Source organism: Amycolatopsis mongoliensis (assembly GCF_030285665.1).
In the GTDB taxonomy this organism is placed as follows: Bacteria; Actinomycetota; Actinomycetes; order Mycobacteriales; family Pseudonocardiaceae; genus Amycolatopsis; species Amycolatopsis mongoliensis.
In genome coordinates, this window is the sequence record NZ_CP127295.1 from 5,137,240 (window position 1) to 5,164,147 (window position 26,908).

The 26,908-nt window shown below is 73.0% G+C and carries 30 protein-coding genes; 21 read left to right on the plus strand and 9 right to left on the minus strand.

Annotated features, from left to right (window positions below; genetic code table 11):
- The first annotated feature begins 14 nt into the window (after positions 1-14).
- The 3 genes from priA (at position 15) to QRX60_RS25110 (ending at position 1,693) form a co-directional block, all read left to right on the plus strand.
- Positions 15-752 (plus strand): bifunctional 1-(5-phosphoribosyl)-5-((5-phosphoribosylamino)methylideneamino)imidazole-4-carboxamide isomerase/phosphoribosylanthranilate isomerase PriA, encoded by a 738-nt coding sequence (gene priA / locus QRX60_RS25100; protein WP_286003221.1) that lies wholly within the window; start codon positions 15-17, stop codon positions 750-752.
- A 73-nt stretch (positions 753-825) separates the two neighbouring features.
- Positions 826-1,176: a DUF1330 domain-containing protein gene (locus QRX60_RS25105; protein WP_286003222.1), complete on the plus strand. Its 351-nt coding sequence runs from the start codon at positions 826-828 to the stop codon at positions 1,174-1,176.
- 40 nt (positions 1,177-1,216) lie between these two features.
- A complete protein-coding gene (locus QRX60_RS25110; RefSeq protein WP_286003223.1) occupies positions 1,217-1,693 on the plus strand; it encodes a GNAT family N-acetyltransferase in 477 nt (158 codons plus the stop codon).
- On the opposite strand, the gene QRX60_RS25115 is transcribed toward QRX60_RS25110, so the two are convergent.
- Together QRX60_RS25115 and QRX60_RS25120 are read right to left on the minus strand one after the other, a co-directional pair.
- Complete coding sequence (locus QRX60_RS25115) at positions 1,677-2,063, minus strand: PPOX class F420-dependent oxidoreductase (protein ID WP_286003224.1); 387 nt, start codon at positions 2,061-2,063, stop codon at positions 1,677-1,679. The two genes, QRX60_RS25110 and QRX60_RS25115, sit on opposite strands and share 17 nt — an antisense overlap.
- Before the next feature lie 13 nt (positions 2,064-2,076).
- The gene (locus QRX60_RS25120; protein ID WP_286003225.1) at positions 2,077-2,220 is read right to left on the minus strand and encodes a hypothetical protein; all 144 of its coding nucleotides are present in this window, start codon (positions 2,218-2,220) and stop codon (positions 2,077-2,079) included.
- Between the two features lie 155 nt (positions 2,221-2,375).
- On the opposite strand from QRX60_RS25120, the gene QRX60_RS25125 reads away from it, so the two are divergent.
- Positions 2,376-3,323, plus strand: a complete 948-nt coding sequence (locus tag QRX60_RS25125) for a hypothetical protein (protein ID WP_286003226.1) — start codon at positions 2,376-2,378, stop codon at positions 3,321-3,323.
- Here QRX60_RS25125 and QRX60_RS25130 read toward each other — a convergent pair.
- Positions 3,313-4,293, minus strand: coding sequence for a hypothetical protein (locus tag QRX60_RS25130; RefSeq protein WP_286003227.1), 981 nt, complete (start codon positions 4,291-4,293; stop codon positions 3,313-3,315). The two genes, QRX60_RS25125 and QRX60_RS25130, sit on opposite strands and share 11 nt — an antisense overlap.
- Positions 4,290-4,787, minus strand: a complete 498-nt coding sequence (locus QRX60_RS25135) for a SigE family RNA polymerase sigma factor (protein ID WP_286003228.1) — start codon at positions 4,785-4,787, stop codon at positions 4,290-4,292. The genes QRX60_RS25130 and QRX60_RS25135 overlap by 4 nt, the downstream gene beginning before the upstream one ends.
- 304 nt (positions 4,788-5,091) lie before the next feature.
- Between QRX60_RS25135 and QRX60_RS25140 the strand changes: the two genes are divergently transcribed.
- On the plus strand, positions 5,092-6,723 hold the full coding sequence (locus QRX60_RS25140; protein ID WP_286003229.1) for a hypothetical protein: 1,632 nt from the start codon (positions 5,092-5,094) through the stop codon (positions 6,721-6,723).
- A gap of 87 nt (positions 6,724-6,810) precedes the next feature.
- On the opposite strand, the gene QRX60_RS25145 is transcribed toward QRX60_RS25140, so the two are convergent.
- Positions 6,811-7,953 (minus strand): phytase, encoded by a 1,143-nt coding sequence (locus QRX60_RS25145; RefSeq protein ID WP_286003688.1) that lies wholly within the window; start codon positions 7,951-7,953, stop codon positions 6,811-6,813.
- A 256-nt stretch (positions 7,954-8,209) separates the two neighbouring features.
- Between QRX60_RS25145 and hisF the strand changes: the two genes are divergently transcribed.
- From hisF to QRX60_RS25170, 5 genes are all read left to right on the plus strand, one after another.
- A complete protein-coding gene (hisF, locus tag QRX60_RS25150) occupies positions 8,210-8,983 on the plus strand; it encodes an imidazole glycerol phosphate synthase subunit HisF (RefSeq protein WP_286003230.1) in 774 nt (257 codons plus the stop codon).
- On the plus strand, positions 8,980-9,357 hold the full coding sequence (locus QRX60_RS25155) for a hypothetical protein (protein ID WP_286003231.1): 378 nt from the start codon (positions 8,980-8,982) through the stop codon (positions 9,355-9,357). The genes hisF and QRX60_RS25155 overlap by 4 nt, the downstream gene beginning before the upstream one ends.
- A complete protein-coding gene (gene hisI, locus QRX60_RS25160) occupies positions 9,354-9,716 on the plus strand; it encodes a phosphoribosyl-AMP cyclohydrolase (protein WP_286003232.1) in 363 nt (120 codons plus the stop codon). Before QRX60_RS25155 ends, hisI begins: the two co-directional genes overlap by 4 nt.
- Positions 9,713-10,075 carry a DUF1304 domain-containing protein gene (locus tag QRX60_RS25165; RefSeq protein WP_286003233.1) on the plus strand — a complete coding sequence of 121 codons (363 nt, stop codon included), beginning with the start codon at positions 9,713-9,715 and terminating at the stop codon, positions 10,073-10,075. Before hisI ends, QRX60_RS25165 begins: the two co-directional genes overlap by 4 nt.
- Before the next feature lie 207 nt (positions 10,076-10,282).
- Entirely contained in the window at positions 10,283-11,323 is a 1,041-nt protein-coding gene (locus QRX60_RS25170; RefSeq protein ID WP_286003234.1) for a DUF3592 domain-containing protein, read from the plus strand.
- Here QRX60_RS25170 and QRX60_RS25175 read toward each other — a convergent pair.
- Entirely contained in the window at positions 11,299-11,904 is a 606-nt protein-coding gene (locus QRX60_RS25175) for a TetR/AcrR family transcriptional regulator (RefSeq protein WP_286003235.1), read from the minus strand. The two genes, QRX60_RS25170 and QRX60_RS25175, sit on opposite strands and share 25 nt — an antisense overlap.
- Positions 11,905-11,998: 94 nt before the next feature.
- Here QRX60_RS25175 and QRX60_RS25180 point away from each other — a divergent pair, with 94 nt between their 5' ends.
- The 7 genes from QRX60_RS25180 (at position 11,999) to QRX60_RS25210 (ending at position 18,177) form a co-directional block, all read left to right on the plus strand.
- Positions 11,999-13,558, plus strand: a complete 1,560-nt coding sequence (locus QRX60_RS25180) for an anthranilate synthase component I (protein ID WP_286003236.1) — start codon at positions 11,999-12,001, stop codon at positions 13,556-13,558.
- Positions 13,559-13,592: 34 nt separating this feature from the next.
- A complete protein-coding gene (locus QRX60_RS25185) occupies positions 13,593-14,120 on the plus strand; it encodes a Trp biosynthesis-associated membrane protein (protein ID WP_286003689.1) in 528 nt (175 codons plus the stop codon).
- A 124-nt stretch (positions 14,121-14,244) separates the two neighbouring features.
- Complete coding sequence (trpC, locus tag QRX60_RS25190) at positions 14,245-15,054, plus strand: indole-3-glycerol phosphate synthase TrpC (RefSeq protein WP_286003237.1); 810 nt, start codon at positions 14,245-14,247, stop codon at positions 15,052-15,054.
- Complete coding sequence (gene trpB, locus QRX60_RS25195) at positions 15,051-16,262, plus strand: tryptophan synthase subunit beta (RefSeq protein ID WP_286003238.1); 1,212 nt, start codon at positions 15,051-15,053, stop codon at positions 16,260-16,262. The genes trpC and trpB overlap by 4 nt, the downstream gene beginning before the upstream one ends.
- Positions 16,259-17,050: a tryptophan synthase subunit alpha gene (gene trpA, locus QRX60_RS25200; RefSeq protein ID WP_286003239.1), complete on the plus strand. Its 792-nt coding sequence runs from the start codon at positions 16,259-16,261 to the stop codon at positions 17,048-17,050. Before trpB ends, trpA begins: the two co-directional genes overlap by 4 nt.
- Before the next feature lie 33 nt (positions 17,051-17,083).
- Positions 17,084-17,461 (plus strand): MerR family transcriptional regulator, encoded by a 378-nt coding sequence (locus tag QRX60_RS25205; protein WP_286003240.1) that lies wholly within the window; start codon positions 17,084-17,086, stop codon positions 17,459-17,461.
- Positions 17,462-17,520: 59 nt separating this feature from the next.
- A complete protein-coding gene (locus tag QRX60_RS25210) occupies positions 17,521-18,177 on the plus strand; it encodes a peptidoglycan recognition protein family protein (RefSeq protein WP_286003241.1) in 657 nt (218 codons plus the stop codon).
- A gap of 10 nt (positions 18,178-18,187) precedes the next feature.
- Here the strand turns inward: QRX60_RS25210 and QRX60_RS25215 are convergent, their stop codons facing one another.
- Together QRX60_RS25215 and QRX60_RS25220 are read right to left on the minus strand one after the other, a co-directional pair.
- Positions 18,188-19,420, minus strand: a complete 1,233-nt coding sequence (locus tag QRX60_RS25215) for a hypothetical protein (protein WP_286003242.1) — start codon at positions 19,418-19,420, stop codon at positions 18,188-18,190.
- Between the two features lie 186 nt (positions 19,421-19,606).
- Positions 19,607-20,965: a type I glutamate--ammonia ligase gene (locus QRX60_RS25220; protein WP_286003243.1), complete on the minus strand. Its 1,359-nt coding sequence runs from the start codon at positions 20,963-20,965 to the stop codon at positions 19,607-19,609.
- A 70-nt stretch (positions 20,966-21,035) separates the two neighbouring features.
- Between QRX60_RS25220 and QRX60_RS25225 the strand changes: the two genes are divergently transcribed.
- The 4 genes from QRX60_RS25225 to lgt are packed head-to-tail and all read left to right on the plus strand — an operon-like array spanning position 21,036 to position 25,833.
- Positions 21,036-22,475: an APC family permease gene (locus tag QRX60_RS25225; RefSeq protein WP_286003244.1), complete on the plus strand. Its 1,440-nt coding sequence runs from the start codon at positions 21,036-21,038 to the stop codon at positions 22,473-22,475.
- Complete coding sequence (locus tag QRX60_RS25230; RefSeq protein WP_286003245.1) at positions 22,472-23,608, plus strand: amidohydrolase family protein; 1,137 nt, start codon at positions 22,472-22,474, stop codon at positions 23,606-23,608. The genes QRX60_RS25225 and QRX60_RS25230 overlap by 4 nt, the downstream gene beginning before the upstream one ends.
- A complete protein-coding gene (locus QRX60_RS25235; RefSeq protein WP_286003246.1) occupies positions 23,605-24,777 on the plus strand; it encodes a M20 metallopeptidase family protein in 1,173 nt (390 codons plus the stop codon). The genes QRX60_RS25230 and QRX60_RS25235 overlap by 4 nt, the downstream gene beginning before the upstream one ends.
- A gap of 15 nt (positions 24,778-24,792) precedes the next feature.
- Complete coding sequence (lgt, locus tag QRX60_RS25240; protein ID WP_286003247.1) at positions 24,793-25,833, plus strand: prolipoprotein diacylglyceryl transferase; 1,041 nt, start codon at positions 24,793-24,795, stop codon at positions 25,831-25,833.
- A 225-nt stretch (positions 25,834-26,058) separates the two neighbouring features.
- Here lgt and QRX60_RS25245 read toward each other — a convergent pair whose 3' ends face one another.
- A complete protein-coding gene (locus QRX60_RS25245; protein ID WP_286003248.1) occupies positions 26,059-26,847 on the minus strand; it encodes an SDR family oxidoreductase in 789 nt (262 codons plus the stop codon).
- Positions 26,848-26,908 lie beyond the last annotated feature (61 nt).

The window sequence follows — 26,908 nt, forward strand, 5'->3', positions numbered from 1 at the left end:
CTAGAGTTACCGGCGTGACTTTCACGCTGCTTCCCGCCGTTGATGTGGCCGATGGCCAGGCCGTGCGACTCGTCCAGGGCGAGGCCGGCACCGAGACCTCCTATGGCAGCCCGCTGGAAGCGGCGCTCGCCTGGCAGCGCGACGGCGCCGAGTGGATCCACCTGGTCGACCTCGACGCCGCCTTCGGCAAGGGCAGCAACCGCGAACTGCTCGCCGAAGTCGTCGGTCGGCTCGACGTCCAGGTCGAGCTCTCCGGCGGCATCCGCGACGACGCCTCGCTGAAGGCCGCGCTGGCCACCGGCGCCCGCCGCGTCAACCTCGGCACCGCCGCGCTCGAGGACCCGGCGTGGACCGCCCGCGTGATCGGCGAGTACGGCGACCGCGTCGCGATCGGCCTGGACGTGCGGATCACCGAGGCCGGCCACCGCCTCTCGGCCCGCGGCTGGACGTCCGACGGCGGCGACCTGTGGGAGGTGCTGGAGCGCCTGGACCGCGACGGCGCGTCCCGCTACGTCGTCACCGACGTGAGCAAGGACGGCACCCTGCGCGGCCCGAACCTCGAACTGCTGCGTGACGTCGTCGCCCGCACCGACGCGCCGGTGATCGCCTCCGGCGGGGTGTCCAGCGTGGACGACCTCGTCGCGCTGGCCGGCCTGGCGTCCGACGGCGTCGAGGGCTCGATCGTCGGCAAGGCCCTCTACGCAGGTGCTTTCACGCTGCCCGAGGCCCTCGCCGCGGTCGCGAAGGTCTAGCGTTACCTCCGGCGTAATCGACGCCGCGCGCCCGGCGCGTCAGGATTCCTTACCGGACAACGGAAGGAACGCCATGACCGCTTACGGACTCGCCCACCTGCGCCCGCCCGCCGTGCTGCCCGAGGACGTCTTCCGCTACCTGGAGCGCATCCAGGCGACGCTCGACCCCTTCGGCGGCCGGTTCGTCGTGCACGGCGCGCCCGTGCACGTCATGGAGGGGGAGTGGCCCGGCGCGCTCGTGATCATCGAGTTCCCGGACCTCGCCGCGGCGCACGAGTGGTACGACTCGCCCGCGTACCAGGAGATCCTGCGGTTGCGCGCCGACCACATCCCCGGTGACCTGGTGCTCGTGGAAGGCTGCGGTCCGGACCACGACTCGGCCGCCATGGCCGCGGCGATGCGCGCGGTGGGTGTGCCCCGATAAGGGGCTGACAGCGGCCGCCGGGGGCCGTAGGTTGCCGCGGGTGGAGGAGATCGTCACCCAGCTCGAAATGACCGCCGCCGAACAGCTCAACCCCGCGCCGGTCGTCGACGGTGTCGCGCTCGAAGCCACCGGACCGGGACCGGCCATCCGCGACCTGCACGTCCGGATCGGGACGCCGTACCGGTGGCCGAGTGCGTCCCGATCGGACGGAGACTGGGCGCGCTGGCTCGCCGAACCGGGCCGGCGGTACCGGCTCGTCGAATACCGCGGCGAGGTCGCGGGCGCCGCCGACTTCGAGCCGCAACCCGGCGGCGACGTCGAGATCACCACCTTCGGCCTGCTGCCGGAGTTCGTCGGCAAAGGCCTCGGCGGCTACGCGCTCACCCTCGTCGTGGCCGACGCGTGGGCCCTGCCGGGCGCGCGTCGCGTCTGGTTGCACACCTCGACGCTCGACCACCCGAACGCGCTGCCGAACTACCTGCGGCGGGGCTTCCGCAGCTTCAGCCGTCCAGCTTGACCGCGATCCCGACCGTCCGGTCCGCCGGGCCGCGCAGCTTCGAGAAGAACATCGTGACCCGCCCGACGATGCCGTACTTGCGGGCGATCGCCTTCCGGACGCGTTCGGTCTCCGCCAGGTCCAGCAGCCGGGCCTGTCCGCTCACCACGGCGCCGTGCGTCTTCTGCCCGCGCAGGTCGCACGCCTGGACCTCGACCCGGCCGCCGTTGCGGATGCGCTTGACCTTCCCGGCCTTGCGCTCCGACCAGAACACGAGTTCGCCGGCGTCGCCGGCCACCCAGATCGGGGTCGGCACGGCCCGGCCGTCCTTGCGGAACGTGGTCAGGACGACGTAGCGCTCGGCCGCGAGCCGGTCCGTTTCGGATGCCATGGCACCACGGTAGTCACGGCGTCCGGCGCCGCGGCGTCGCCGCGCCGAGCACCAGCAGCGCGCAGCACGCCGCGAGCGCCACCCGGACGACGGCGATCGAGCAGAACGCCGGTGCGCAGCCGAAGAGCAGGCCGAGCCGGCCGAGGGGGAGCGTCATCAGGCCACCGCGCCGGCTCCGCAGCCCGGTGCCCGCCGGGAAAAACGCATAGCCCGTTCGCTGCACGAACCCCACACGACCGGCGGAAGCGTCTCGGCGCCAGTGTCTGAAACGCTTTGCGGACTGGGGTTTTCCCTGACCTGAAGGGAATGGCGATGGCCGTCACGCAGCAGGTACCGGTACATCCGCAAGCACAGTTCTTCGGCGCGGGGCCGTATCCCGCGCGCCGCGCCGCGATCGCTGTCATCGCGATCCTCGCCGGGTTCGCGCTCACCGCGCTGTGGTCCGCGCCGTTCGTCGACTCCGTCATCGGCGACAGCGTCGCGAACGGGCTGCTCGGCTACGACGCGAAGGCCACCCCGATCAGCGGGGTCCTCGCCGGGACGCTGTTCGCGTTCGTCTCCGGCCTCGCGGGTTCCTTCACCGCCTGCAACATCGCCGCCTTCGGCGCGGTCGCCCCGCTGGTCGGCGGCCAGGCCGGGGAGAAGCGGCGCTTCGCGACCACGCTCAAGCCGCTGGGCTGGATCGCCGCGGGCATGCTCACCGTGTCGGTCGTCTACGGCGTGATCGTCGCCCTGGTCGGCACGCGGATGCCGCAGTTCTCCACCGCGACCGCCTCGGGCCTGACCCCGCGCAGCATCCAGTCCATGATCGCCTTCGGTGTCGTCGGCCTGGTCTTCCTGGTCATGGGCCTGATCGCGCTCGGCATCGTCCCGAACCCCGCCAAGGGATTCGTCGCCCGTCACCCCGCGGCGCCGCTCGTCCTGATGGGCGCGCTCATCGGCGGGTTCCTCATCGGACGGCCCTACCCGCTGTTCCGGATCATGTTCCGCAGCGCCGCCGAGCAGCACGACGTCTTCTACGGCGCCGCCGCGTTCGCGCTGCAGTCGCTCGGCAACATCGTGCTCATGGGCGTGCTGTTCCTGCTCCTGACGCACGCCACCGGCGGCCGCGTGCAGCGCTGGCTGGCCGCGAAACCCGCCCGGATCGCGACGGTGACCGGCGCGGCGCTGCTCGTCGGCGGCACGTTCACGCTGCTCTACTGGGACGTTCGCGTGCTGGGCCGGCTCGGGATCATCTGGTTCCCCACGGTCAGCTGGTAGCGCGGCCGAGCCACCGGTAGTCGGGCGAGGGGTCGAGCTGGACGCCGTCGGCGACGGCGACCAGCACGGCCTCCGGCGCCGGTCCGGCCACCGTCAGCCAGCGCCCCGACGGCAGCCGGACCGCGACCATCGCCGCTTCGCCGTTCTTCGGCGTCAGGAAGAACCCCTGGCCACCGCGCACGGTGACCGGGGTGGCGCCGTTCACGCCGGGGGAGCCCGCGCTCGCCGTGACGCGGACCGCGGGCACCGACGGGTGCGCGGGATCGGCCGCGGTCAGCTCCGTGCTCGCGTCGTCCGGGCCGGTGCCCCGCACCGCGGCCGACCGTTCGGCCAGTCCCGCCGGGAGCGCGCCGAAGCGCAGCTCGCCGCGGACGCCGACGGGTTCGGTGGTGACGCCCTCGGCGATCCGCTGGGCGACCGCGCGGGCGTCCGGCACTCCGCCGACCCGCACGGTGAGCACGTGGGTGTCGTCGGCCAGCCAGGTGAGCAGCGCGTCGCCGCCGGTGTCGCCGGTGACCATGGCGACCCGGCCGTGCACCAGGATCTGGTCGTGGACCGACGCGATCCGCAGTGCCGTCCGCGACCACTCGGGGTCGGCGGTCGAGTACGCCGACAGTGCGATCTCGGCCGGACCCGCGAACCACCGCCGGACCTGCGGCGCGGTGCCCGGGCCGCCCTCGCGGTACTGCTCGGTGAAGCCGTCGGGCAGCCGTCCCGGGCTGTAGCCGAGCACCGGGCGGCTCGCGGCCGGGGCCGGGTCGGACTTCGTGAACGCCTGCGTGCCGGCGATGACCCCCGCCACCACCACGACCACGGCGGCGGCCACCAGCGCGAGCCGTGCGCCCGGCCGGTGCTTGCGGCCGGCCCGGGCGAGTGCGTCCCGGACCGCCTCGCCGTCCGGGGCGCGGGCGGCGAGGCGGTCGAGGCTCTCCCGGATCAGCGTCTCGGTCTCGTGCTCGCTGCGGGTCATTCGGGGGCTCCGGTGGTGAGGACTTCGGGGTGCGGGGCGGTCCGCAGGGTGGCGAGGGCGCGGGAGATCTGGCTGCGCACGGTGGAGGTGCCGCAGCGCAGGACGGCGGCGATTTCGGCGTCCGAGTAGCTCTCGTAGTAGCGCAGGACGATCGCCGCGCGCTGCTTGCGGGGCAGCGTCTCCAGGAGGCCGAGCATGGCGTCCCGCTCGTCGTAGGCGGCCGACGGGTCGGCGGACGGCGGGCCGAGCGCGTCGAGGACGTCGTGGCTGCTCGGCACCATCCGCCGCACCGCCCGGCGGCGCCACGACAGGTACTCGTTGGTGATCATCCGCCGGACGTAGGCCGGCGCGGCGTCGATGCCGTCCCAGCGCTGCTGGGCGCGCAGCAGCACGTCCTGGACGATGTCCTGCGCCAGGTGCGGGTCGCTCGTCAGGACGGTGGCGTAGCGCAGCAGCCCGTCCAGCCGCTCCGCCACGAACTCTTCAAAGCGCACACGCGTCCCTTCCGTCACCTCTTGGACGTGTGAGCGGGCCGGGGTGATGCACGCGGGTGCGAAGTTTTCTCGGGCGAGTTCACCTGTTCGGCCCAGCTCGCCGTGGTCGCGGTCACAGTTCGCGTTCTTCGAGGGGGCTTGGCGGATTTCGCGCCGTCGGCGTTCACCGGCTCGGGTGATCATCGGCTTCGGTGCGTTCCCGGCCTTCCCGGGTGACCCGGCCGCCTCGGGGCCGCCCGGGAAAACCTGTCGGTGCCCCGTGCTTTCCTGGATCCGGGAGGAAAAGGCGGGGAAGGAGGGGGCGATGACGAAGGGGAAGCTGACGACGGGCCTCGCCGTCGTGGCGGTGCTCGTGGCCGCCTTCGTGATCGGGCCGTTCGCGGTGTTCACCGGGGCGGTCTGGGGGCTGGTGGCGTTCTGCCGCGAGTACGCGCGGCGGTGCGCGGCCGAGGACGTGCGCGGTGGTCCGGGGCTGCGGTACCACCTGGCCGCGTTCGGGGTGCTCTACCTCGTGCCGGTGGGCGTGGCCGCGACGTCGTACTTGATGCTTTCGGCGTACCTGCAGTGGTTCGCGGACACGTCGAGCACCGGCTGGCTGATTTCCCTGCAGCGGTTCTTCGAGGCGGTCTCGCAGTACTTTTCCGGGCACCTGAAGCTTTCGGAGTTCTCGGTGTTCGCCGCGCTGATCGGTGTCTACCTGCTGACCTGCCTGCTGCTCGCCCGCGGCGACGGGGGCCGGCGGACGCGCGTCGCGGCCGGCCTCGGCCGGACCGCCGACCTCTACACGAAGTACAGCGGCCCCGCGGCCGCCGGGCTCGCGACGCTGGCGTCGCTGTCGTTGTTCGGCATGCAGCTCGGCGTGCCGGCCACCGACCTCCAGGTGAAGTTCAAGGTCGCCCAGCAGGGCTACGCCGACGTGACCCGGAAGATCGAGGCGGGCCTGGCCCAGCGGGTGGCCGGGCAGCTGTACGGCAAGGTCGAAGCGGCGTTCCCGCAGGCGTACCGGGACGCGCTGGCCGGTCGCCGCACGGAGCTGGCGGGCCTGGTCGACGGGGCGCGGACCAGTGCCGCGGCCGCCAAGTCGGGCTACGACGTCAGCCTGCCGGCGGTGGACGACGCCGTCCGCGCCGAGGCGGTGGCCGAGGCGAAGGTCGACGCGCTCGAGCCCGAGCTGCGGGTCGGCGAGGCTCGGCCGCGGGACGCACCGCCCGGGATCACGCCCGAGCAGGTGGCGGCCGCGCGGGCGGTCGTCGACGCGCGGCCCGCCGAGCCGGGCATCGACCTCGTCGCGGACAGCCGGAAGAAGGTGAGCCTGCAGGTCGAAAAGGTGGCGAGCGAACGGATCGTGGCGCTCACGAAGCCGGTGACGGACGCGGTCCCGATCCTGGAACCGCTGGTGCAGGCGTTCGCCGAGGCGGCCGACAAGACGCTGCAGGACCGGCTCGGCCGGGCGTACGACCGGCTGGCCGACATCGCGCTGCGGGCCCCCCGCGACTTCGGTGCGGCGGTCGACCGCGAGGCGGCGGCGCTCGTCGACCACACCGACGTGACCCGGCCGGTGGCGGCCGCGACACCGCGGGCGGAGGAGGTGACGAGGGCGTTCCAGGCGACGGTGTCGGCGCTGCGGGCGGCGCCGGGGCAGCTCGACCGGAAGGTGACGGAGGTGATCGAGGCCCGCACGCCGCCCCCGTCGCTCGACCCGTCGGGCCGGTTGCGGCTGACGTTCCCGGAGCTGGAGCCGCTGCGCCTGCCGATGCCACCCCTGGACTACTACCGGCTGCCGTCGTACCCGTACTCCTCCGACCTCGGGCGGTACGGCTACGGAACGCCCCGCTACACCCCGCCGGACACCTTCCGCGTGCCCCCGGAGATCGCACGGATCCCGCGGATCGCGCCACCGCCGAGGGTGAGCATGCCGCGGATCTTCGTCTGGTGACCTCGGCCCGGGGCACGCCCCGGGCCGGTCGTTGCGGCCGGAAGCCTTCCGTGGCGGCCCCCGCCCGGCTCCTCCGGCGCGCGGCCCCTACCGCGGAATGACCTGCTCCAGCGGTACGAAGGCGAACCCCGTGGCCGCCTGGTCTCCCACCTGCGGGCGGCGCTCGCCGTCGTGGACCACCAGCAGCCCGTGCGGGAACCGCCGGCCCAAGTACGCCGTGCTGATCGCCGACCCGTCCGAATGCTCCACCGAGTCCGTGCCGCGGCCCGCCACGATCCGCAGGTCCCGCGTCCGGGGGCCGTACACGACGAACCGGGAGTCTCCCTGGCTGGAGGCGAACAGCTCGCCGTGCGCCACCGCCAGGCCTTCGGCGTCCGCGGTCAGCCACCGGCCGCCGAAGCCCGGGCCGGCGCCGTCCGGCACGCACTCCTCGGTGACGGCGTCCCAGTGCGCCGGGACGCCGTACGAGCGCACCCGGTCGACCAGCTCGGGGCGCCCGAACCCGGCCGGGCTCAGCGGGATCCGCCAGATCCCGACGTCCTCCTGCGCGGTGTAGAGCGTGCGGCCGTCGAGCACCGAGCCCTCCAGCTGCGGCCGCTCGCCCGGCTCCTCGCACGGCGACCAGGAGGCGCCGTTCGGCAGCCGGAAGGACGGCGGCAGGTCGATCGTCGCGAGCCGGGCCGTGCCGACGCCGCCCGGCCGGTCGACCAGCCGCAGCAACGCCACCCGCGTCTCGTGGCGGCGGGTCACCGCCACCCAGCGGATCCCCGTGACCGGGTCGCGGCCCGCCGCCAGGCCGTACGCGGTGCGCTGTTCGTCCACTTCGGACTCCGGGAACACCCGGGCGGCGGCCGGGTCGGTCACGTCCCGCAGCACCCCGGCGCCCGCGGCCGAGCCGCGCGGGTCGATCCGGTACACCCGGATGCGGTCGCGGCCGCGGTCGCTGACCACCGCCAGGTCGCCCACCACGTCGACGTTGTTGAACCGCCCGCCCGGGCCGGCCGGGACGAGCTGCAGCGTCCGGGCGTCCAGGTCGAACGCCGCCAGCCCGCCCTCCTTCAGCGTCCCGAGCACGACGCTGCGCGACGGGTCGTGCGGGTGGACCCAGATCGCGGGGTCGTCGGCGTCGGCGGGCTCGGCGAACGCCTGCGTCTGCACCACCGGCGCGGGATCGCGAGGCGCGGCGGAGGCGGGAACGGCGGTCAGCAGGGAGACGGCGGCCACGGCCACCGGAAGAAGTCTGCGCACGCGCGGCAAACTAGACGAATCGGGTGGCCAGGACGTGAACATGCCGTGATGAGCAACTCCCGGCTTCCGGCTTACGGCGGGCGCCGGGAACGCCCGCACCAGCCGTTCGCCGAGCCCCGAGCGCGGACCGTCGCACCCCAGCTCGGCGAACCGGTGCCGCGCCGCGTCGAGGATCTTCCCGCGCGCCCCGCCCGTGCCATTGCCCGAGCTGGGAACGCCCTTGACTACGCTGGTGGCCATGTCTGTCGCGGTGCGGGTGATCCCCTGTCTCGACGTCGACGCGGGCCGGGTCGTCAAGGGCGTCAACTTCGCCGGCCTCCGCGACGCCGGCGACCCCGTCGAGCTGGCCCGGCGCTACGACGCCGAGGGAGCCGACGAACTGACGTTCCTCGACGTCACGGCGTCCTCCGGGGACCGCGAGACCACCTACGACGTGGTCCGCCGCACCGCCGAGCAGGTGTTCATCCCGCTCACCGTCGGGGGCGGTGTCCGCAGCAACGAAGACGTCAACCGGCTGCTGCGCACCGGCGCGGACAAGGTGAGCATCAACACCGCCGCGATCGCCCGTCCGGAGTTCCTCCACGAGGCCTCCCGCCGGTTCGGTGCCCAGTGCATCGTCCTGTCGGTCGACGCTCGCCGCGTCCCCGGGGGCGGCGAGCCGACCGCGTCCGGCTTCGAGGTCACCACGCACGGCGGCCGCCGCGGCACCGGCATCGACGCCGTCGAGTGGGCCGCGCGCGGCGAGGAGCTGGGCGTCGGCGAGATCCTGCTGAACTCGATGGACGCCGACGGCACCAAGAACGGCTTCGACCTCGAGCTCATCGAGCTGGTCCGCAAGGCCGTGCGCGTCCCGGTGATCGCGAGCGGGGGAGCGGGGGCGGTCGAGCACTTCCTGCCCGCGGTCCGCGCCGGCGCGGACGCGGTCCTGGCGGCCAGCGTGTTCCACTTCGGACAGCTGAAGATCGGCGACGTCAAGGACGCGCTGCGCGAAGGCGGGGTCGAGGTCCGATGAAGTCCTGGCAGGCACCCGTCGAGGTCAAGGTCGTCGCCGCCCTGCTGATCGGCCTGCCGGTCGCGTGGGCGCTGCTCGACCTGATCCCGGTGCTGAGCGCCGGGTCGAGCCTGGAGATCTACCGGATGCCCGCGCTCGCGCTGATCCTCGGCGGCGTCGTGACGACCGGTCTCGTGCTCAAGATGGGCAGTGCCCGCATCGGCGGGCTCGTCGTCACCGTGGTGTTCGCCCTGCTGCACGCGTTCCTGCTGCTCGGCGCCGCGCTGTGGTGGAACAAGCTGTTCTCCGGCCTGTCCTTCGCCGGGTACGGCTACGCGTTCGTCCTGTTCAACTCGATGCCGGTGAAGCGGCACACCCTGGGAGTACGGGCATGACCCTGGACACGGCCGTCTCGGCGCGCCTCAAGCGCAACGCCGACGGCCTGATCGCCGCGGTCGTCGTCGAACACGCCACTTCGGACGTGCTGATGATGGCCTGGATGAACGACGACGCGCTCGCCGCCACCCTCGCCACCCGCCGCGGCACGTACTGGTCGCGCAGCCGCCGGAAGCTGTGGGTCAAGGGCGAGACGTCCGGGCACTACCAGCACGTCCGCGAGGTGCGGATCGACTGCGATGGCGATACGGTCCTGCTGCGCGTCGACCAGACCGGCCCCGCCTGTCACACCGGCACGCACACCTGTTTCGACACCGAGGAGCGCCTGCTCCTGGCCGACGAGAAAGAGCACGCGTGACAATCGTCGCCGACGTCCTGGTCGGGCTGGTCGCCCTGATCCACGTCTACATCGTCGTCCTGGAGATGGTCCTCTGGACGACACCGCGCGCCCGCGCGGCCTTCGGCACCACCGAGGAGTTCGCGAAGGAGAGCGCGCCGCTGGCCGCGAACCAGGGGCTGTACAACGGTTTCCTGGCGCTCGCGCTCGTGTGGGGCTTGATCGCGAGCGACCCGACGGGCTTCCAGCTCAAGCTGTACGGAATCGTCTGCGTGATCATCGCGGGCCTCTACGGCGCGGCGACGGCGAACAAGCGGATCCTCTTCGTGCAGGTGCTGCCGGGCACCCTGGCGCTCATCGCGCTCCTGCTCGCGCGCTGACCCGAAACCCCGGCCTCGGGGACGAAACCCGTCGGTTTCCCGGATGGGCGAACGGCGTCAGCGATATGCGCCGCCCCGCCGTTCCGTCCCGCATCCGGATGGCTTCGGCCTGCTCACTTGCACGCCGGGCGCGGCCGCCCGGTTGCCTTGGTGCCTTGTGCCCTTTCTCGCAGCATCGCCGCCGTCCGGCGGTTCTACGCTCGGCTGATGGTGCACGAGAGACGGCGGACCGGCTGGCTGGTCCTGACCGTGGTCGCGGTGCTGGTCTTCCTGCTCTTCGCCGCGGGCACGACCTACTCGCTGCTCGCCCCGGACTACGTCTTCGAGGACGGTGAGCTCGCTGGCGAGGCCGCCATCCTGAGCGGATCGCTGGCGCTCGCCGCGCTGGGCGGGTACCGCCTGCGGGCCGCCGACCGTCGGCTGCGCACCCTCCTGGCCGACTACGGCGCGTGGCTGCCCGCACGGGACGCCACCAACGGCGAAGGCCGGGTCGACCTCGATGCGGAGACCGCGCGCCTGCGCCGGACCGCCCACCGCGCGGCGGGGCTGGCCCTGGCTTGGGCCGTCGTGTTCGGGAGCGGGCTGGCCGGGGTGATCGCGGCGGACCGGTCCGCCGCGGACCTGCTCGCCACCGGCGTCCGCGTCGAGGGCGTGGTGCTTTCCGTCCACGACCCGGTGAAGGGCACGCCGTCGATCTTCGTGCGCTACCACTCGCCGGGCGTGTCCTGGACCGAAGAGATCGCCCGGGACTCCGGGCGCGGCTACCACGTCGGTGACGTCGTGACCGTCGTCTACGACGCGGGCGATCCCGAACACGTCCGCACCACCGACGAAGCGAACGAGAACGTGCTTCTCGTCGGCTTCAGCGTCATCCCGCTGCTCGCCGGCTTCGGCGGCCTTCCGTTCGCGCTCACGGCCGCGGCCGGCTGGCGGCGCCGGGCCCGCGCGGCGGCCCGGACCGGGTGGCGGGTCGCGAGGGTGACCGTCGTGCCCTCCCTCGACCGCCGCGGGCGCATGCCGGAGGTCCGGGTGCACTACCGCGACGGCAGCGGGATCGTGCTGCGCTGCGCGCGGTCGACGCACGGCCCCGGCGCCCTGGCCGGCCAGGAGGGCCGCCGCGCGTGGATCGGCGGCTGGGGACGGCAGATGGTCGTGCTGTTCCCGTTCGGCCCGGTCGCCCCCGGTCCGTACGCCGTGCCCGCGTACGCGATCGGGATGCGCACTCAGCCGATGTCGCCGGTGAGGTAGCGCTGCAGGGTCGGCGCCACCGCCCGCACGAGGACCTCGACCTCTTCGGTGACGAACGGCTCGAACTTGGCCACGTACCGGATCATGCCCATGCCCACCATCTGGGACGCGCAGAGCGTCATGCGCAGCGAGACGTCGTCCGAGCCGATCGACGAGATCAGCGCGGTGAAGAACTTCTGGAAGAAGTCGCGCAGCACGTGGCCGGCCTGCTCGTGGCCGGTGACGCTGCGGATGAGCGCCACGAACACCCCGCCGCCTGCGCCGTCCCAGCGGGTGATGAAGGTGCGGACGATCCGTTCGCCGAGTTCGTCGTCCGGGCCGTCGCGGAGGATCGCCAGCAGCTCGAGCGGGTCGAACGGGAGCTTGAGCACCGCCTGGGCGAAGAGGCCTTCCTTGCCGCCGAACCAGTGGTTGACCATGGCCGCGTCGACGCCCGCGCGGGTGGCGATCGCGCGCACGGTCGCCCCGTCGTAGCCGTTCTCCGCGAACACGGCCCGCGCGGCTTCGATCAGCGCCGTTCGGGTGTCCTGGCCGGCGGGGCGCCGTCCGCGGCGTCGCGAAGTAGGCTCGGTGGTGCTCACATCCCCATCATGACTCACGTCCACCCTGAATTCAACATCCATTGAATTCAGGGTCTGGCAAAACCCCTCCGGGGGGTGCAGCACAATGAGGGTCATGGTCAGCACCTCGAGCAGCAAGTCCGGTCCCGGCTCGGTCAGCCCGTCCCGTGCGGACTTCCGCGCCCTCGCCGAGAGCCGCCGCGTCATCCCGGTCGTGCGCCGGGTCCTCGCCGACGGCGAGACGCCGATCGGGGTGTACCGCAAGCTCGCCGCCGACCGGCCGGGCACGTTCCTGTTCGAGTCCGCGGAGAACGGCGCCTCCTGGACGCGCTGGTCGTTCATCGGCGTCCGCAGCCCGGCCGCGCTCACCGTCCGCGCCGGGAAGGCGGTCTGGACCGGCACCCCGCCGGTCGGCCTGCCGTCGGAGGGCAACCCGCTCACCGTGCTGCGGGAGACGATCGAGGCGCTGCACACCGAGTCGCTGCCCGGGCTGCCGCCGCTGACCGGCGGCATGGTCGGCTACATCGGCTACGACTCCGTGCGCTGGCTGGAAAAGCTGCCGGAGCTGGCCGAGCGCGACCTCGACATCCCCGAGCTGACGATGCTCCTGGCCACCGACCTCGCGGCGTTCGACCACCACGAGGGCATGGTCACGCTCATCGCGAACGCCGTCAACTGGGACGACTCGCCCGAGCGCGTGGACGCGGCCTACGACGACGCCGTCGCCCGGCTGAGCGCGATGACCGAGCAGCTGCAGGTGTCCGCGCCGGCCACGGTGGCCGCGTTCGACCGGCCCGCGCCCGAGTTCACGCGCAAGCGGTCGAAGGAGGACTTCCACGCGGCGGTCGAGAAGGCCGTGGAGGCGATCAAGGCCGGCGAAGCGTTCCAGATCGTGCCGTCGCAACGGTTCGAGATCCCCACCGCCGCCGACGCGCTCGACATCTACCGCGTGCTGCGGACGTCCAACCCGAGCCCGTACATGTACCTGCTGCGGCTCGAAGGCTTCGACATCGTCGGCTCCAGCCCGGAATCGCTCGTCACCGTGCGGGACGGCCGCGCGACCACGCACCCGATCGCGGGCACGCGCTGGCGTGGCGCCGACCCGGAGGAGGACGCGCAGCTGGCCAAGGACCTCCTCGCCGACGAGAAGGAGCGCGCCGAGCACCTGATGCTCGTCGACCTCGGCCGCAACGACCTCGGCAAGGTCTGCAAGCCGGGGACCGTGCGCGTCGTCGACTTCTTCCAGATCGAGCGCTACAGCCACGTCATGCACATCGTGTCGACCGTCACCGGTGAGCTGGCCGAGGGCAAGACGGCCTTCGACGCGGTCACGGCGTGTTTCCCGGCCGGGACGCTGTCCGGCGCGCCGAAGGTCCGCGCGATGGAGCTGATCGAGGAGCTCGAGCCGGTCCGCCGCGCGCTGTACGGCGGCGTCGTCGGCTACCTCGACTTCGCCGGCGACGCGGACACGGCGATCGCGATCCGCACGGCGCTGGTCAAGGACGGGATCGCGCACGTCCAGGCCGGCGGCGGGGTGGTCGCCGACTCGGTGCCGGACTACGAGGACACCGAGTCGCTGAACAAGGCCAGGACGGTGCTGTCGGCCGTGGCCGCCGCGCAGACGATGGCGGCGGCGGGCTCCCTCGACCCGGCCGCGGACACCGCCCATGTCTGAGTCGCCGGAAAAGCCGTCCCGGCGTCCACTGTGGATGATCGTGGTCGCGCTCCTGCTCGGCGCCCTCGCGCTGTGGGGTGCGTCACGGCTGACGTGGTTCGCGGAGTTCCGCGACGGCGGCGTCCGGGGGACCGTGCTCCACCGCGAGACCGGCGAGCAGCGGGCGACGGCGCTCGTGCCGCTGGCCCTGCTCGCCCTCGCCGGCGTGGCCGGGGTGATCGCGACCGGCGGCTGGGCGCGGCGCGTGCTGGGCGTCGTGCTCGCGCTGGCGGGCGTCGCCGCGGTCTGGGCCGGGGTGGCCGGGGTCCGGTTCTCCGGCTACGCGGACGGGCTGCCCGTCACCGAGATGCTGCTGGGCCGCGGCCTGGCTGTGCTGGGGGGAATGCTCGTCGCGGCCGGCGGGTTGGCAGCCGTCAAGGGCGCCGGGACGGCCGCGCGGCTGGGGGCCAGGTACGCGGCTCCGGCCACGCGCAAGAAGGCGCGTGACCCGGACGCCGAGCTGTGGGAAGCGCTGTCGGAAGGAGAAGATCCGACGGACGTCCGGGGGAGGCATTCGGAGTAACGCGCGCACCCGGAACCGGGCGCTCCAGATGCGGGGGTTAGCATCGTTTCGGCGGGAAGGGGAAGGTTTTTGTGAGCGACCTTGCGAATGAATCCGTGAGCGCGTACCCGGGCGGGGGCGCCCGGTGACCGTGCTCGAAGACATCGTCGCCGGCGTGCGCGAGGACCTCGCGGCACGCGAGTCCGTGCTGCCGTTCGACGAGCTGAAGATCCGCGCGGCGGCCGCCCCGGCGCCCCGCGACGTGATGTCCGCGCTGCGCGAGTCCGGCATCGGCGTGATCGCCGAGGTGAAGCGGCGCAGCCCCTCCAAGGGTGACCTGGCCGACATCCCCGACCCCGCGGCACTGGCGAAGGACTACGAAGACGGCGGTGCGCGCGTGATCAGCGTGCTCACCGAGCAGCGCCGCTTCGGCGGCTCGCTGGCCGACCTCGACGCCGTGCGCGCCGCGGTCGACATCCCGATCCTGCGCAAGGACTTCGTCGTCAGCCCCTACCAGGTGCACGAGGCCCGCCTGCACGGTGCCGACATGGTGCTGCTGATCGTCGCCGCACTGGAGCAGAACGCGCTCGTCGCGCTGCTCGACCGCGTCGAGTCGCTCGGGATGACCGCGCTGGTGGAGATCCACAACGCCGAGGAGGCCGACAAGGCCCTCGAGGCGGGTGCCAAGGTCATCGGCGTCAACGCGCGCAACCTGCACACCCTCGAGGTGGACCGCGACGTCTTTTCGCGGCTGGCCCCCGGCCTGCCGATGGACGTCTACAAGGTCGCCGAGTCGGGTGTCCGCGGGCCGGGCGACCTGATGTCCTACGCCGGCCACGGCGCCGACGCGGTGCTGGTGGGCGAAGGTCTCGTCGCTTCCGGTGACCCGAAGGGCGCCCTGGTCAAGCTGGTCACCGCCGGTTCCCACCCCGCCTGCCCGAGGCCGTCGCGGTGACGGAGAAGCACGACAAGCACGACCCGGACGAGCGCGGCTACTACGGCCCGTACGGCGGGCGGTTCATGCCGGAGGCGCTGATCGGCGTCGTCGACGAGGTCGCGACCGAGTACGAGAAGGCCCGGCACGACCCGGGGTTCCTGAACGAGTTCAACCGCCTGCTGAAGGACTACGCCGGCCGCCCGTCGCTGCTCACGGAGGCCAAGCGCTTCGGCGAGCACGCCGGCGGCGCCCGGGTGTTCCTCAAGCGGGAGGACCTCAACCACACCGGCTCGCACAAGATCAACAACGTGCTGGGCCAGGCGCTGCTCACCAAGCGGATGGGCAAGAAGCGGGTCATCGCCGAGACCGGCGCGGGCCAGCACGGCGTCGCGACGGCCACCGCGTGCGCGCTGCTCGACCTCGACTGCGTCGTCTACATGGGCGAGGTCGACACCGAGCGCCAGGCGCTGAACGTGGCCCGCATGCGGCTGCTCGGCGCCGAGGTGATCCCGGTCAAGACCGGTTCGCGGACGCTGAAGGACGCGATCAACGAGGCGCTGCGCGACTGGGTCACCAACGCCGACACCACGCACTACCTGTTCGGCACGGCGGCCGGCCCGGCGCCGTTCCCGGCGATGGTCCGCAACTTCCACCACGTCATCGGCACCGAGGCCCGCGAGCAGATCCTCGAGCAGGCCGGCCGCCTGCCCGACGTCGTCGCCGCGTGCGTCGGCGGCGGGTCGAACGCGATCGGCATCTTCTCCGGCTTCTACGACGACCCGTCGGTGCGGCTGGTCGGCCTGGAGCCGGGCGGCGAGGGCATCGAGGGCAACCGCCACGGCGCGACGCTCACGAAGGGCTCGCCGGGCAACCTGCACGGCGCGATGACGTACCTGCTGCAGGACGAGGACGGCCAGACGGTCGAGTCGCACTCGATCTCGGCCGGGCTGGACTACCCGGGCGTCGGCCCGGAGCACGCGTGGCTGAAGGACACCGGCCGCGCCGAGTACCGCCCGATCACCGACGCCCAGGCGATGGACGCGTTCAAGCTCCTGTCCCGCACCGAGGGCATCATCCCGGCGATCGAGTCGGCGCACGCGCTGGCCGGCGCGCTGGACCTGGGCCGCGAGCTGGGCCCCGAGGGCCTGATCGTGGTGAACCTGTCCGGGCGCGGCGACAAGGACATGGACACGGCGGCGAAGTGGTTCGGACTGGTGAACGAATGAGCGGCCTCGACGACCTCTTCGCCACGACGCGCGCGGAAGGCCGCGGGGCCCTGATCGGGTACCTCCCGGCGGGCTTCCCGACGGTCGAGGGCTCGAAGGACCTCATCGCGGCCACGATCGACGGCGGTGCCGACCTGATCGAGGTCGGCGTCCCGTACTCGGACCCGGTGATGGACGGCCCGACCATCCAGGCCGCGTCGGTGACCGCACTGGACAACGGCTTCCGCCTCAAGCACGTGTTCGAGGTCGTCGAGTCGATCTCGGCGCGCGGCGGCCGCGCGGTCGTCATGACGTACTGGAACCCGGTGCACCGCTACGGCGTCGACCGCTTCTCGCGGGACCTCGCCGCGGCGGGCGGGCTCGGCCTGATCACGCCGGACCTGATCCCGGACGAGGCCGGCGAGTGGATGACCGCGTCGGAGGCCCACGGCCTCGACCGGACGTTCCTGGTGGCGCCGTCGTCGTCGGAGGAGCGGCTCGCGAAGACGGCCGCCGCCTCCTCGGGGTTCATCTACGCGACCGCGGTGATGGGCGTGACCGGTGCTCGTGACCAGGTCGGCGCGGGTGCGGAGACGCTGGTCCGCCGCACGCGGGCGCACACGTCGCTCCCGATCGGCATCGGCCTCGGCGTGCGTTCGGGCGACCAGGCCGCCGAGGTGGCGTCGTTCGCGGACGCGGTGATCGTGGGCTCGGCCCTGGTCACGGCGGCGGCCGAGGGCCCCGCGGGGGTTCGCCGGCTGTCGGAGGAGCTGGCCGACGGCGTGCGCCGGGCGGTCGCCACCGCTTGACCCGGAGTGCACTCCAGGTGTCACTCTGGGTCGGTGACGTCCTACACCCCGGCCCAGGTGACCGAAAAGACCGGTTTCACGATCGACACCCTGCGCTACTACGAGCGCATCGGCCTGCTCCACCACGTCGGCCGCACGGCCGGCGGGAGGCGGGTGTTCACCGAGCAGGACGTGGCGTTCCTGCAGCTGCTGCGCTGCCTCCGCTACACGGGCATGCCGGTGGCGGAGATGCTGCGGTTCGTGGAGCTCCTGCGTTCCGGTGAGGCGACGCGCGAAGAGCGGGTCGACGTCCTGCGCGAGCACGAGCAGCGGGTGGCGGCGCAGATCGAGCGGCTGCGGGAGCACCAGGACCACATCCGCTTCAAGATCCAGCTGTACAGCGGCGCGGAGGAGCTGGCCTCGGCGGGCTGACGGCCGGACCTTCGGGCCTTTGTACGAAAGCTGTACGCCGCCACGGGAGAGTCCGCGGCATGGACCTCGCACACCTTCCGCGGCGCAGCTTCCTCCGCGGCGCCGCCGGCCTGGCCGTCGCGGGCGCCGCCGGGCTCCTGATCCCCAGCGCCGCGCGAGCCGCCACCGAACCGCGGATCTACAGCTGTGCCGAGTGGGGTGCCCGGCCGCCCGCCGACGCCCTCACCACTCTCGACCACCCCGCGAACCGCGTCCTCATCCACCACATCGCCTGCCCCAACAGCACCGACTACTCTCTCGCGCACGCCTTCCAGGTCGCCCGCGACGACCAGCACGACCACATGGACAACAACGGCTGGTCCGACACCGGCCAGCACTTCACCGTCAGCCGCGGCGGGTACCGGATGGAAGGCCGGCACGGCAGTCTCGACGCCCTGCGCGGCGGCACGACCATGATCCAGGGCGCCCACTGCCCGGGCCAGAACACCAACGCCATCGGCATCGAGAACGAAGGCACCTACACCAGCGTCGAGCCGCCCGAGGCGCAGTGGGCGTCGCTGGTCGTCTTCTGCGCCTACATCTGCCGCCAGTACGGCATTCCGGTCGACGAGATCAAGGGCCACCGCGACTACTACAACACCGAATGCCCCGGCGACCGCCTCTACGCGAAGCTTCCGCAGCTGCGTGAGGAGGTCGCCGGGGCGCTGGCCGGGTAGGCCCGCGGCCTCAGCCGTTCTTGAGCGTGTCCAGCGTCCGGACGGCGTCGGTCGCCGCCGCCTGGTCGGCCGGGTCCGGTTCGGCGGCCGCGGCCGGGTGGGCCGAGGCCGCCGGGCGGGTGCACCCCAGTTGCTGCAGCGAGCCCTGGAGCCGGTCGGTCAGGAACTTCAGCAGGCCGACGCCGTCGGCCGGGGACGGTGCCGCCCGCAGCAGCCGGCGGTCGGTGGTGAGCCGGTCCAGCCCGGCCGTCCGCAGGGAGCGGCAGTACGCCCGGGTACTGGCGGAGCGCCGGTCGAGCGGGGGCTGGTCGACGCCCGCGCGGTACAGGTTCGCCTTGGCCGTGCTGGGTTTCCCGTCGACGAGCGTCATCGGGTCGCCCGGGGGCACCAGCGCGATCGGCGCGCGCTGCCCGGCCGCTGCCTGCAGTTCGTTGAGGGCGAGCGACGTCGCGGGCCGGCCCCCGTCGGTGAGGTCCGGTGCCGTGAACGGCGTGCAGCCCAGTGCCGGGTCCACGAACGCGTCGAGCAGCCGGTTGTCGCTGCCGTTGGCGAGCGTCGCGGGTTTCCCGAGCGCGCGGGCGTTGGCCGCGGTGGCCTGGGCCGTCCGGCCGTCGCGCGTGGCGAGGTAGGTCGTGGTGACGTTGTCGCTCTGGTCCTGGTCCACCAATGAGAAGTCACGCACCGACGGGCACGGCCGCCCGTCCTTCGCCCGGCCCAGCGGCGGGATCCGCAGCTTGCCGGCCGCCACTGCTTTGTTGGCCGCGTCGAAGAACGCCTGGGCGCCGCAGAAAGCGACCTGGCCGAACAGCGAGCGCCCCAGGCCGTTGACGCACCGGCCCGCCCGGAGCGCGCCCGGGCTGCCGCCGAGGGTCAGCGTGTCGCCGTTGAACCCGAACCACAGCCCGACGACGGCGCCGCGGGGCAGGGCCGGGACGACCGGGGGCGCGGCGGGCGCCCGGCCCGCGTCGACGACGAGCGGGTGGTACACCGACAGCTTGCCGGTCGCGGGGTCGAGGATCGTCGCCTCGGCGAACGCACCCTGCGCGTCCACCGGTTCGTGGCAGGCGCCCAGGCGCGGATCGGTCGCACTGAGCTGGTACGGCGTGGCGAGGCCACGCGCGGACAACGGGTCTTCGGGCACCTTGAGGGTGCAGCCGGGGTTCGGGGTCGCGGGCGGCGGCGCCGGGGTGCGCGGTGCGGCCACCGCGATCCCGACCGCCCCCAGCGACGCTGCAGCCACCACGACGGTCACCTTGAGCTTCCAAGGCTTCTGCCGGTGGCGGGGACGCGCGTCTGGCATGGACTGTGCCTTCTTTCGGCCTCCTCACCTCACCCGGTGCGGGACGCTAGCACAGATAACGACCTGATCACAGAACGATTTCCGGCACGAATGCCGCATTCGAGACGAATGGTTTCCGGTGAAAAGATCTCAATGGAGGTAGCGCATGAGCGCGCACAGCTCGTCGGGCGGCAGGGAGCCCAGGCGCGAGATCTCCCCGCGGCGCACGTCCATCAGCGTCGTCGCCAACTCCGCGCCGAACGCCGACGTCAGCGCGGCGTCCGCTTCGAACGCCGCGACCGCGTCCGCCAGCGAAGTCGGCAGCCGCGTCGCGGAAGGCAGCGTCCCGGGGTCGACGTCGACCGGCCCCGGCAGCGACTCCTTCACGTCCAGGCCGGCGAGGCCCGCGAACAGCAGTGCCGCCACCACCAGGTACGGGTTCGCGGTCAGGTCGAAGCACTTGACCTCGAAGTTCGCCGCGCGGTCGCGCTGCCCGGCCGGGCCCTGCACCAGCCGCAGCGGTGCCTCGCGGTTCTCCAGGCCCCACACCGAAAACACCCCGGCCCAGTGGTGCGGCTGGAGGCGCAGGTAGCTGACCACCGACGGCGCGCCGATCGCCAGCAGCGCCGGCAGCCGCGAAAAGATCCCGGCGCCGAACGCCTCCGCCGTCGGCGTCAGGCCGAACCGGCCGTCGCCACCGGCGCAGAGGTTCCGGTCGCCGTCCCAGAGGCTCAGGTGCACGTGACCGCCGTTGCCGACGCCGCCCGGCTCGAACTTCGGCGTGAACGACGCGCGCAGCCTGTGCCGGTCGCTCACCATCCGGATCGTCTCGCGCGTCAGCACCGCGACGTCCGCCGCGCGCACCGGGTCGTCCGGCGACACCGACAGCTCGAACTGCCCGGCCGCGTATTCGGGGTGGATCTGTTCCACCGCCACGCCCTGGGCGGACAAAGTGGACACCAGCGCGCGCAGGTAGTCCGCCTGCGCGGAAAGCCGCGCGAAGCCGTAGGCCGGGCCCGCCGTGGCCGAGCGCGGGTCGTCCGGCGCGTCCGCCGCCGTGACCACCCACTCGATCTCGAAGGCGGTCCGCACGTTGTAGCCCAGCGATGCCAGCCGGGCCGTCGCGGTCGCGGCCAGCGCCCGTGCGTCCTGCGGGTGCGGCTCGCCCTCCTGGTCGTACCTCCGGGCCGGGGCCCACGCCCAGCCCGGCTGCGCGGCCAGCGGCACGAGCGCGTCGAGGTCCGGGTGCAGCCGCAGGTCGCCGACCGGGCCGCGGGAGTACTCGCCGTCGGTGATGTCGTCGGTGGCCAGGAAGAAGTCGAACGAGTTCGACGCGCCGACGCCCCAGGCCGCCGCCGACCACAGCCGGTCCACCGGGACGGCCTTGACCCGCGCGATGCCGCTGTTGTCCACGAAGGTCAACGCGACGAGCTCGACGCCGGCCGCGCGCAGGCCGTCGGCCCGGAGCGCGCCCTGCTGTGCGAGTTCTGCCCGATCGAGCTGGCTCATCCTGCTCCCGTCGATGTTCACTTGAGGCTGCACCGGAGGCTGGTTCCCACGAGGAAAAGAGGTGGAGATCGTGTCAGACACCGTCGAAACCCGTCCAGGGCTGCGCCGCTCCCTCTCCGTCTGGCAGGCCGTCGGCTTGTCCGTGGCGTTGATGGCACCCAGCATGGCCGCCAACATCAACCCCCAGCAGACCGCGGCCGCCGCCGGCCGCGCCGTCCCGCTCGCCTTCCTGCTTTCGGCGGTCGGCGTCCTGCTGGTCGCGTACGGCTTCGTCAAGCTCTGCCAGTATTACCAGCACGCCGGTTCGGTGTACGCGTTCGTCGGCGCGACGCTCGGCCCGCGCGCCGGGGTCGTCTCCGGCATCGGCCTCCTCGGCACGTACACGTTCTACGCCGTCGTCACGAGCTCGGCCGCGGGCACGCTGGGCACCGCTTTCCTCACCCAGGCGGGAATCTGGCCGGACCCGCCGTCCTGGGGGCCGTTCGTGCTGACGGCGGTCGCGCTGATCGGCTCCTGGCTGCTGTCGGTGGCGCCCGCGCGCCGCGGCACGAGCACGCTGCTCGCCGTCGAAGGTGCGACCATCGCGGTGATCCTGCTGGTCACGGTGGTGATCCTGGTCCGGCTGCTCGCCGGGGACGCCCCGGGCGACGCCCGGTTCACCCTGGACGTGTTCACCTTCACCCCCGACGCCGGGCTGTCCGGGGTGTTCGTCGGTGCGGTGTTCGGCTTCCTGTCCTTCGCCGGGTTCGAAGCCGCCGCGACGCTCGGCGAGGAGACCCACGACCCGAAGCGCAACATCCCGCGCGCGATCCTCGGCACGGCGATCTTCGGCGGCGGCTACTTCGTCGTGGTCACCGCGGTCGAGATGATGGCGTTCGGCACGGACGCGACGGCGTTCCACGATTCGCCGTCCCTGCTCGGCGACCTCGGCAGCCGGTACGCGGGCGCGTGGGTCGGCGACGTGATCAGCGTCGGTGCCGCGATCAGCGCGTTCGGCTGCTGCCTCGCGTGCGTCGTCGGCGGTTCGCGGCTGCTGTACGCCCTCGGGCGGGACGCTTTCGGCGGCCGCGGCATCGGCCGGACGTCCGGCCGGGGCACGCCGGTCGCCGCGGTCAGCGCCGTGACCGGTGCGGCGGTGCTGATCATCGGAGTCTGCGCGCTGTTCTTCGGCGCGACGGCGTCGGACACCTTCGCGTGGTCCGGCTCGATCGGCACGCTCGTCCTGCTGGTGATCTACCTGCTCACGACCGCCGGCGCGATCCTGCTGCTGTTCGTGAAGCGCCGGATGCGCGTGCCGGTGTGGCACCTGGTGTTCCCGATCGGGGCGCTCGCGGTGCTCGGGTACACCGTCTACGTCAACGTCGTGCCGTACCCGGCGGAGGGGCCCGCGCGGTGGTTCCCGGTGGCCGCCGGGGCCGTGCTGGTGCTGGCGGTGATCTTGGTCCTGTCCGCACCGGGCTTCGCTCGTAGGGTGGGGGAGAGGCTCACCGAAGTGGACGGAGGCGCATGACCGACCTGCTCCCGTTCGTCGCCGACCTGCCGCTGGTGGACCACCACTGCCACGGCGTCGTCACCGGCGACGTGGCCCGTGCGGACTTCGAGGCGATGCTGACCGAGGCGGACACGACGTCGCCGCTCGGCACGAGCCTGTTCGACTCGCTCATCGGGCTGGCCGTGCGCGAACGCTGCGCGCCCGTGCTCGACCTGCCGAAGCACGCCCCGGCCGAGGCCTACCTCGAACGCCGCGCCCGGCTGGGCGCGGCCGAGGTGGCGCGGCGGTTCCTGCGCGCCACCGGCACCACCGACTTCCTGCTGGACGGCGGGTTCCGGCCGGACTCGCTGACCACGACCGGCGAGTTCGCGGAGATGGCGGGCGGCCGCGCGCACGACGTCGTCCGGCTGGAACAGGTGGCCGAAGCCGTGATCCGCGGCTCCACCGCGGCCGGGTTCGCCGCGGACTTCGCCGGCGAGCTGGGGAAGCGTGCCGCGACCGCCGTCGGGCTCAAGTCGATCGCGGCCTACCGCGTCGGGCTCGAACTGGCGGGGGAGCGGCCGTCCCCGCCGGAGGTCGAAGCCGCGGCGGGGCGCTGGCTCGCGCGGATCGAGGCGGGCGAGCCGGTCCGCCTCGCCGACGAGGTCCTGCACCGCTTCCTGGTGTTCACCGGCCTCGACCTCGGCCTGCCGGTGCAGTTCCACGTCGGGTACGGCGACGCCGACGTCGACCTGCACCGCTGCGACCCGCTGCGGCTCACCGGGCTGCTGCGGGCGACCCGCGACCGCGGCGTACCGATCCTGCTGCTGCACAACTACCCGTTCCACCGCAACGCCGCCTACCTGGCGCAGGTCTTCGAGCACGTCTTCGTCGACGTCGGCCTCGCCACCCACAACGCGGGCTTCCGCGCGCCGGCGATCCTGGCCGAGCTGCTGGAGATCGCGCCCTTCGGGAAGGTCCTCTTCTCCACCGACGCCTTCGGCCTGGCCGAGCTGTACCACCTGGGCACGTCGCTGTTCCGCCAGGGACTTTCGGACTTCCTGCGCGCCGCGCTGGCCGCCGACGCGCTGTCCGAAGTGGACGCCGTCCGGCTGTGTGCTTTGGTGGGGCACGAGAACGCGAAGAGGATCTACCGCTGGGAGCACGTGTGAACGACCTTTGGGACCGGTGGACGCGGGCGATCGAGGACGAGCTGCCCGCCGCGATCGAGCTGAGGCACGCGGTGCACGCCGACCCGCGCGGCTCCGGCGACGAGGAGGACACCGCCCGGCTGGTGGCCCGCGCGCTCGGCGCGGGCGACGGCACCCGGGTCGCCAAGACCGGCCGAGCGATCCCGCTGCCCGGCGGCGGCGACGGCCCGGCCGTGGCGCTGCGGGCGGAGCTCGACGCCCTGCCGGTGCTGGAGGGCACCGGCGTGCCGTGGGCGTCGGAGAACGGCCTGATGCACGCGTGCGGCCACGACGTCCACCTCGCCGCACTGGTCGCGGTCGGCCGCGCGGCGGTGCGCGTCGGCGTCCCCCGGCCGATCCTGGCGCTGCTGCAGCCGCGGGAGGAGACGTCGCCGCCCGGCGCGCTCGACGTCGTCGAGTCCGGCGTGCTGGCCGAGGCCGGGGTGGACACGGTGATCGGCGCGCACGTCCAGCCGCGGCTCGCGCAGGGCGTCGTCGCGGCGGTGCCCGGCCCGGTCAACGCCTCGACCGACGAGTTCGAGGTGACCATGTACGGCCAGGGCGGCCACGCCGGCTACCCGCAGCTGCTGCGTGACCCGATCCTGGCGCTGTCGCAGCTGGTCGTGAGCCTGCAGCAGCTCGCGTCGCGGCGGATCGACCCGGTGTTCGGCGCGGTCTGCTCGATCGGCCGGATCCAGGGTGGCGCCGCGGCCAACGTCGTGCCGACCAGCGCGAGCGCGTTCGGCTCGCTGCGCCTGATGCGGGAGAAGGACCGGGAGCGCGCGCTGGAGGCGCTCGAGGAGATCGTGCACGGCACGGCGAAGGCGCACGGCTGCACCGCCGAGCTGGAGATCAGCCCGTGCGAGCCGGTGCTGGCCAACGACCCGGTGCTGGCGACGGGCGCACAGCGCCGGCTGGCCCACGCCGGCGTCACCGTCGACGACCAGTTCCGGTCGTTCGGCGCCGACGACTTCGCGCACTACTGCGGCGGCGGGACGCGTGGCCTGATGCTGTTCGTCGGCCTCGGCGACACCGCGGGCGTCCCCAGCCTCCACGACGACCAGTTCCTCCCGCGCGACCACGCCGTCGTCCAGGTGGCGCACGCGCTGGTGGCGGGCTACCTGGCCGCTGTGGATGTGACGGCGGGCTAGCGCTACGGTGACCCGGTGATTTCCGCCTACCTCGCGACGATCCCCAGCCCCGACCGCGGGGTGTGGCACCTGGGACCGATCCCGATCCGTGCGTACGCCCTGTGCATCATCGCCGGCATCATCGTGGCGATCTGGTGGGGGGAGCGGCGCTGGGCCGCCCGTGGCGGCACCAAGGGCACGGTCATCGACGTCGCCGTGTACGCCGTGCCGTTCGGCCTGGTCGGCGGCCGGTTGTACCACGTGATCACCGACCCCGAGCTGTACTTCACCGAGGGCAAGAACCCCTGGAACGCGTTCGCGATCTGGGACGGCGGCCTCGGCATCTGGGGCGCCGTCGCCCTCGGCGCGGTGGGCGCGCTCATCGCGTGCCGGCGCAAGGGCGTCCCGCTGCCGGCGATGGCGGACGCGATCGCCCCGGGCATCGTCGTCGCGCAGGCCATCGGCCGCATCGGCAACTACTTCAACCAGGAGCTCTACGGCGCGCACACGGACCTGCCGTGGGGCCTGGAGGTCTACCAGCGCTTCAACCCGGACGACCCGAACAACCTGCTGAACGGCGTGGCGACCGGCCACATCCCGCTGCCGGAGAGCCCCGTCCACCCGACGTTCCTGTACGAGCTGATCTGGAACCTGCTGGTCGCGCTGCTCGTGGTGTGGGCCGACCGGCGCTTCAAGCTCGGCCACGGGCGGGCGTTCGCGCTGTACGTCGCGGGGTACACGGTGGGCCGCGGCTGGATCGAGATGATGCGGACGGACACCGCGAACCACATCCTCGGCCTGCGCGTGAACGTGTGGACGTCGATCCTGCTGTTCGCGGGCGCGGCGGCGTACTTCGTGCTCGCCGGGAAGCGCGGGCCGCGGGAGGCACCGGAGTCCCTGCGGAGCAAGGACGCGCCCGGGCCGGAGGAGACGCCGGTCGAGGAGCCTTCCTCGGAAGACTCGGCCGCGGTGGAGGAGCCCGAGCACGCGAAGGTGGCGGCAGAGGCTCCGGCGTCGGCGGAGAAGCCCGCGGAGGACGCACCGGCCGAGGAGCCGAAGAAGACCGACGAGAGCTGACCGCTCGAGCTTTCCGAAGGCCATCACCGGGACACCCGGTGGTGGCCTTCGGCGCATCGGCCGAGGACTGGCCCACCGAGGAGGAACCCCCTGGCCGGAGGCCGACGAGGTCCGGCCTCGCTCCGTGACCCCGTCCGGCACGGTCCCGAGCGCCCCAACGCCACTTTGGGTGCGTCGGACGCACCGAACGCCACATTGGGTGCGTCCCACGCACCGAACGCCGGGTCAGCCGAGGTCGGGCAGGCCCAGCTCCAGGTTCGGGGTCTGCAGCCCGCCGTCGACCTCGAGGATCTTGCCCGTGACGTACCCGCCGGCGCGCGAGGCCAGGAACACCACCGTCGCCGCGATGTCCTCCGCCTCGCCGATGCGGTGCAGCGGGGTGGCGGCCTCCATCTTCTCCTTCAGCTCCGGGTTGCCGACCACGATCTCCAGCGCCGACGTCGCCACCGAACCCACCGAGATCGCGTTCACCCGCACCCGCGGCGCGAGGTCCGCCGCCGCCAGGCGCGTGTAGTGGGCCAGAGCCGCCTTCGCCGTTCCGTACGCCGCGAAGCCGCGGCCGGACAGCCGGCCCATCACCGACGAGATGTTGACGATCGAGCCGCCCGACTCCACCAGGGATGGTGCCGCCGCCACCGTGAGCGCGTGCGCCGTCGCCACGTTGAAGCGGAACGCCTCCTCCATGAACTCCGCGGTCGTCTCCAGCAGGGGCCGCGGGTACGTGCCGCCGACGTTGTTGACCACCAGGTCGAGCCGGCCGAACTCCGCCACCGCCGTCGAGGCCAGCGCCGCGGCCGCGGCCGGGTCGGAGAGGTCGACGGGAACGGGAACAGCACGGCGGCCCGCGGCGGAAACCCGCGAGGCGACCTCCGCGAGCTGGGATTCGGTGCGGGAGGCGATGACCACGTCGGCGCCCGCTTCGGCGAGGGCCACGGCCGTGGCCGCGCCGATCCCTCGTCCCGCGCCGGTGATCACCGCGACCTGGTCGGTGAGCTTGAACCGATCGAGGATCATGCGGCGAAATGTAACACGTTCTAGTGAGCGGCCACACAATCCCGGCGTGCCGCGTCGGGCC

Excerpts from the sequence above, each read along its gene's own strand:
- QRX60_RS25245 (WP_286003248.1), bottom strand. The coding sequence starts at position 26,847 with ATGATCCTCGATCGGTTCAAGCTCACCGACCAGGTCGCGGTGATCACC.
- QRX60_RS25180 (WP_286003236.1), top strand. The coding sequence starts at position 11,999 with ATGGTCAGCACCTCGAGCAGCAAGTCCGGTCCCGGCTCGGTCAGCCCG.
- QRX60_RS25140 (WP_286003229.1), top strand. The coding sequence starts at position 5,092 with ATGACGAAGGGGAAGCTGACGACGGGCCTCGCCGTCGTGGCGGTGCTC.
- QRX60_RS25125 (WP_286003226.1), top strand. The coding sequence starts at position 2,376 with ATGGCCGTCACGCAGCAGGTACCGGTACATCCGCAAGCACAGTTCTTC.
- QRX60_RS25170 (WP_286003234.1), top strand. The coding sequence starts at position 10,283 with ATGGTGCACGAGAGACGGCGGACCGGCTGGCTGGTCCTGACCGTGGTC.
- QRX60_RS25220 (WP_286003243.1), bottom strand. The coding sequence starts at position 20,965 with ATGAGCCAGCTCGATCGGGCAGAACTCGCACAGCAGGGCGCGCTCCGG.
- QRX60_RS25115 (WP_286003224.1), bottom strand. The coding sequence starts at position 2,063 with ATGGCATCCGAAACGGACCGGCTCGCGGCCGAGCGCTACGTCGTCCTG.
- QRX60_RS25155 (WP_286003231.1), top strand. The coding sequence starts at position 8,980 with ATGAAGTCCTGGCAGGCACCCGTCGAGGTCAAGGTCGTCGCCGCCCTG.
- hisI (WP_286003232.1), top strand. The coding sequence starts at position 9,354 with ATGACCCTGGACACGGCCGTCTCGGCGCGCCTCAAGCGCAACGCCGAC.
- trpA (WP_286003239.1), top strand. The coding sequence starts at position 16,259 with ATGAGCGGCCTCGACGACCTCTTCGCCACGACGCGCGCGGAAGGCCGC.
- QRX60_RS25130 (WP_286003227.1), bottom strand. The coding sequence starts at position 4,293 with ATGACCCGCAGCGAGCACGAGACCGAGACGCTGATCCGGGAGAGCCTC.
- QRX60_RS25105 (WP_286003222.1), top strand. The coding sequence starts at position 826 with ATGACCGCTTACGGACTCGCCCACCTGCGCCCGCCCGCCGTGCTGCCC.
- QRX60_RS25185 (WP_286003689.1), top strand. The coding sequence starts at position 13,593 with ATGATCGTGGTCGCGCTCCTGCTCGGCGCCCTCGCGCTGTGGGGTGCG.
- QRX60_RS25210 (WP_286003241.1), top strand. The coding sequence starts at position 17,521 with ATGGACCTCGCACACCTTCCGCGGCGCAGCTTCCTCCGCGGCGCCGCC.
- hisF (WP_286003230.1), top strand. The coding sequence starts at position 8,210 with ATGTCTGTCGCGGTGCGGGTGATCCCCTGTCTCGACGTCGACGCGGGC.
- QRX60_RS25230 (WP_286003245.1), top strand. The coding sequence starts at position 22,472 with ATGACCGACCTGCTCCCGTTCGTCGCCGACCTGCCGCTGGTGGACCAC.
- QRX60_RS25120 (WP_286003225.1), bottom strand. The coding sequence starts at position 2,220 with ATGACGCTCCCCCTCGGCCGGCTCGGCCTGCTCTTCGGCTGCGCACCG.